Source organism: Methylosinus sp. Sm6, assembly GCF_019802345.1.
GTDB lineage: Bacteria > Pseudomonadota > Alphaproteobacteria > Rhizobiales > Beijerinckiaceae > Methylosinus.
Genome location: NZ_JAINDZ010000117.1, coordinates 1 through 1,130 on the forward strand (window position 1 = coordinate 1; position 1,130 = coordinate 1,130).

At 63.9% G+C, this 1,130-nt stretch carries 3 protein-coding genes; all 3 read right to left on the minus strand.

What is annotated here, in order from left to right; genetic code table 11:
* Positions 1–74: 74 nt before the first annotated feature.
* Positions 75–380 (minus strand): hypothetical protein, encoded by a 306-nt coding sequence (locus K3F48_RS23780; protein WP_222577910.1) that lies wholly within the window; start codon positions 378–380, stop codon positions 75–77.
* Entirely contained in the window at positions 377–607 is a 231-nt protein-coding gene (locus tag K3F48_RS23785) for a hypothetical protein (RefSeq protein ID WP_222577911.1), read from the minus strand. Before K3F48_RS23785 ends, K3F48_RS23780 begins: the two co-directional genes overlap by 4 nt.
* A 7-nt stretch (positions 608–614) precedes the next feature.
* Positions 615–1,130, minus strand: a 516-nt coding sequence (locus tag K3F48_RS23790; RefSeq protein ID WP_222577912.1) for a DUF3164 family protein, incomplete at its 5' end; no start/stop codon positions are given.

Here is a 1,130-nt window from a genome sequence, read left to right on the forward strand (position 1 = left end):
GTCACGCTTGCCGTCACGGATCAGGTCCAGCGAGATGCGCCGCAGCTCCGCGGCATAGTCTTGCGCGATCGTGGTCACTGGCGCAGCTCCCTGTTTCGCGTTTCGACGAAGCCGATGATCTCACAGCAGAGCGCGTCGAATTCCGCGCGCGGGAACAATTCGCCCACACGAATGGTGTCGTAGGCGACGTATTGGACGGCATATTTGATCATGCAAAACATGATCGACGCCGTCGCATCCTCTTCCGATACGCCCATCGCGGCGGCCTCCGCTATGATCCGATCGGCTTGGGCTGCGAAAGCCTTTTGCAGGAGTTCCATGAAGCAAGCCGCCTCGGGCGGCAGGTCACGGTAGGGATTGACCCCGTTCAGCCACTTCATGCCGCCTCTCCCTTCTCCGCGACGTGCTCGATCCAATGGACCGAAACGCTCCACAGATTGCCGTCGTCGTCGCGGAGCGCAACGTAATGGCCGCTGATGCGATCGACCACGCCGGTGATCTCGCGACAGGCGTCGCCCTCGTCGCGCATGTCGTCGCCGGTGAAGCGCACACGATCTCCGAGCGCGAACGGCGAGCGCTCGATGTCCATATGTTCCAAAGTGCTCATGAGTCCCTCACGCGGCTGCGAGATCGATGGTGATGGAGCGCCAGGGCGCATCGGGAGCGGCGCGCTCGGCGAAGCGAACATAAGTCTTGCTGCCGATCACGCGGATGCTGTCGCGCACCGCCTGCATGGCGCGCGCCCAACGCTCGTCCTCGATCTCCACGCGCAGCAGCATGAAGATTTCGGCGCGATTGATCTTGCCGGTGGCGTCGACCTGGAAGGCGCGCGTCACCAGCGCGCGGATCTCGGCGCGCGAATCCGCCGCCCAATCCGTGAGGCATTCGTCGACGAGGCGCTTGGCCGCCTGCAGCTCCGGCCCGAAGTCGAGCTGATCCTGCACCTGCACCTGCACCTTCATGAGCCCGTCGAAGCTGGTGAGCGTGATGTTGCCCTTGGCCCCGCCGAGCGGCGCCTGATATTCCTGCGCGACGAGCGCCTGCAGGCTGCCAATGTCGTCGAAGGTATGTCCGCGAAAGCGGGCGATCTGAGCCGAGAGATCGCGCGCATAGCCGATGATCTTGCGGAC